The sequence below is a fragment of the Microcoleus sp. F4-D5 genome (assembly GCF_036704885.1).
GTDB lineage: Bacteria > Cyanobacteriota > Cyanobacteriia > Cyanobacteriales > Microcoleaceae > Microcoleus.
In genome coordinates this window covers 1-3,094 of sequence record NZ_JAUBSX010000170.1, presented here as the reverse complement: position 1 = coordinate 3,094, position 3,094 = coordinate 1, and the positions used below count along the sequence as shown (strand labels likewise).

The window sequence follows — 3,094 nt, the reverse complement described above, 5'->3', positions numbered from 1 at the left end:
CCTCATTCTCTCCCGGCGCGGTGGCTCTAGTTCTTCTTTGGCCACCGTTCTCATCTTTAGTTAGTCTAAACTACAGTAATTAAAGGTAAAGGCATATAATGAATATCAATGCAACCCCAACAACCCCCGCCCAAGTCCGCCAAGACCTAATCGACGCCTTACAACTCGACCTGATCGGCCCCATCCCCGACGACGAAGCCCACGCCGCAGAAATCATCAACCAACCCCCTTCCCGCTCGTATCTCAGCGGTTTTTTCGTACCCTGGTTTGCCAAGATTAGAGGCATACGGAGCGATGAAAACGGCGAGTGTTTCCACTCGATCGATTTTAGCAAGCAGACCGATCGAAACTTTGCCGTTATTTCTCAGTATTTTGCTTTAAAACCGCCTCAATTTCCGCCAGCTTTTGGCGCAAAACCTCCTGCAACTCCACAAGTTGGTCAACCTCAGCTTGCTCCAACACTTGAGGTGAGAGCTTTTTCAAATTCCCGGCTGCCAACTTAACCTGCTTGAATTGGCGGGCTGCCCCTGGGAAATCATCCAGATTAGAATTGATAATTTCTTGCACCAATTTACGAGTTTGAGTCACCGACAATTTCTCGGCAATAACTCGATCGGTTGCTTGAACTCTAATCGGCTGCGCTTCTTCCTCTGGCAAGACTAAATTTTTAGCAGAGAGTTTAGAAAGAGCCATTGCATGAACCCCTTTAAGTCCTAATTGCCTGATAGCAGTCTTAAGGTCATCAGCCAAAGACAGCATCGGGAAAATGTTGGCATCGATAGAAGCGGGATTGAGCTGCAAATCCAACAGTGTCCGCAAAACGGCCAACTCTTGTTCATCCAAACCCACAGCGGCCAAACCCTGTTGCTGCTCGTCAGGTGCCACCGTCACCAACTCGGAAACCAAGTTCATCCGTTTTTGCGCGTTCAAGCGTCGCACCACTGTCGAGAGAATGCGGGGGATAGTTGCAGCTTCCAAACCCGTATTTTCAGACAACTCCCGCACAATAGCTTCTGCTTTATCGAGGGGATTGAGATCTTCCCGGTGCAGGGAAGTCAGCAGTGCTTTGCGGTGCAAAGCCGCGGGTTCTGGAACGATCACAGCTTGTAAAGTTTCCCAGCCCAGATTTTTAGCGCTGCGCCAGCGCCGCTCTCCATCGAATATCACCAAATCCCCCCGTTGAATCAAGATAATGGGTTGCAGTTGTCCGTCACTAGCGAGGGAACGGGACATGGACTCGATACTTTCTGGCAAAAAAGTCTGTCTGGGTTGTTCAGGATTAGGCTGAATTTGGTCTAGTGAAATGGAGAGGATACCGCTGGCGGATTCTAGTTGTTCTCGCAGTGCAGTCAATTGAGATTCCAATTCCGTTGAACCCGATTTTCGCAGTTCTTCAATTTCTGCTTTGAGTTCCTGAATCTCGGATTCAGCTTCAGAGAGGTGCATTGACTGCTTGGCGGATGAAAAATAATTTCCCAAGTCGGGAGCTTTACGGGTGGCCATAGCGATTTTAGATTTTAAATTGGGGATTGGAAGAAGTCAGTTCATGCCTATAAGCCAAAAACGAAGGATTCGTTTTCGCCGGCGCAAGTTGTGACTGTGAATCAAACACTATTTCTTTTTTTTTCCTTTTTTGGCAATAGCCGGAGCAACTCCATTTCCCATTAAAGTAGCTAACTGTTTAACAATTTCTTTGAAGTCGCCTAAAGCTGGGTGAAGCGGGCGATAAAGGTGTAATGGCAACCCTTGACCGCTGGCATTGACAAATTCTGCACTGTCCCGAATAGGTGGAAAAACGCGGATATTCATCTGCTCTAGCTGGGCTGGCAATGACTCTAAAAGTTGTCGGTGGACGGCTCGTTTCGTATCGTATTGGTTGGGTACAAACCCTAAGATTTCTGGTTGCGGCTTGAGGCGTAATTGTTTGCAATGGTGGTAGTACCACTCCAGCAGGTGAGCTGCTCCTTGAATTGATTTTGGTTCGAGCTGTACGGGCACTATTATATGAGTGCAAGCAGTTAGTGCCATCAAGGGCAAGGGGCCGAGGGTAGCGGGGCAGTCGAAGATAATTAGGTCGTGATCCATTGGATAGTCACTCAGGCAATCGCCCAGAAGATAAGCGCCACGCTTGTGCAGAACTAACTCGTCTGCTGTTTGCGTCAGCGTCATTCCGCCTTGACAAACGGTTATATTATTGGTGTGGGAACTCCAGCTAGGAGTAAGAGGCCAAGAGCCATTGAAGCTTTCTCGCATTATGGCGGACAGTGTGTGTTCTGGCTCTGGCGGATTTAGACCGCAAAAAAGGGTCAGGGAGCCTTGGGGGTCGAGATCCATAATGGCTACTTTCAAACCCCTTAACCCCAGTTCGTAGGCGAGGTGAACTGAAAGTGTGGTTTTGCCAGTGCCGCCAGCATTGCTGATGACTGCTAGTCGAATTTGCATGGTTTTGAATTAAGTAGATGATTTAAGTATCATATATCGAGAGTCGGCATCAGATATCGATATATGAGAGCATCGCGGTAAACCACCGTTGGGCCCCACGGTGAAACAGCAAGTTAATATTTAGTCTGACGAGTAGATTATCGTCAAGTTTAGTACGGGGAAGATTGTTGAAAAGAATTTAAGTTCGATCGCTAGACTGAAACACGGAACGTCATATATCGATATCTGAGGTATGGGATCTAACCGCCGAGTTAACTTCGATCGCAGTCTTGGGACGGTGCGATCGTACAATGTACTAGGGAACTTCAAAGGCACGGAAGGGTTGGGCGAGTCAACTGAACAATTTGCATTAACATACCTAGAATTAGTTGAATGTTTTCAATAAAATGCTCTGTTGTTTCAATATAAACCGTCCTATCTTCTAGTTTCATGAACCTCCAGATACTGCCTGTTGTCACTGCACCATAAACACAGGAAATGCTGTTATCTTTTTGAATATTAAAAATCTGGGCTGCCAACATTTCTGCAATGCACTGGGCAATTCCCGATTTGATATTGTCATTCTTGGCTTCGACAAGTGTAATACCATTTTTCTAAAGTTATGCTAGAGTTACCTGAAAAGTAAAGGAGAATATTAAAATGTCTGGGCGTC

The 3,094-nt window shown here is 46.8% G+C and carries 3 protein-coding genes; 1 reads left to right on the top strand and 2 read right to left on the bottom strand.

Annotation, left to right across the window (positions count from 1 at the left end; genetic code table 11):
* Nucleotides 1–357: 357 nt before the first annotated feature.
* Complete coding sequence (locus QUA80_RS33250) at nucleotides 358–1,503, bottom strand: ParB/RepB/Spo0J family partition protein (protein WP_190655504.1); 1,146 nt, start codon at nucleotides 1,501–1,503, stop codon at nucleotides 358–360.
* Between the two features lie 108 nt (nucleotides 1,504–1,611).
* A complete protein-coding gene (locus QUA80_RS33245) occupies nucleotides 1,612–2,442 on the bottom strand; it encodes a ParA family protein (RefSeq protein WP_190655507.1) in 831 nt (276 codons plus the stop codon).
* Nucleotides 2,443–2,674: 232 nt separating this feature from the next.
* On the opposite strand from QUA80_RS33245, the gene QUA80_RS33240 reads away from it, so the two are divergent.
* Nucleotides 2,675–2,827 (top strand): hypothetical protein, encoded by a 153-nt coding sequence (locus tag QUA80_RS33240; protein ID WP_333429158.1) that lies wholly within the window; start codon nucleotides 2,675–2,677, stop codon nucleotides 2,825–2,827.
* Nucleotides 2,828–3,094 lie beyond the last annotated feature (267 nt).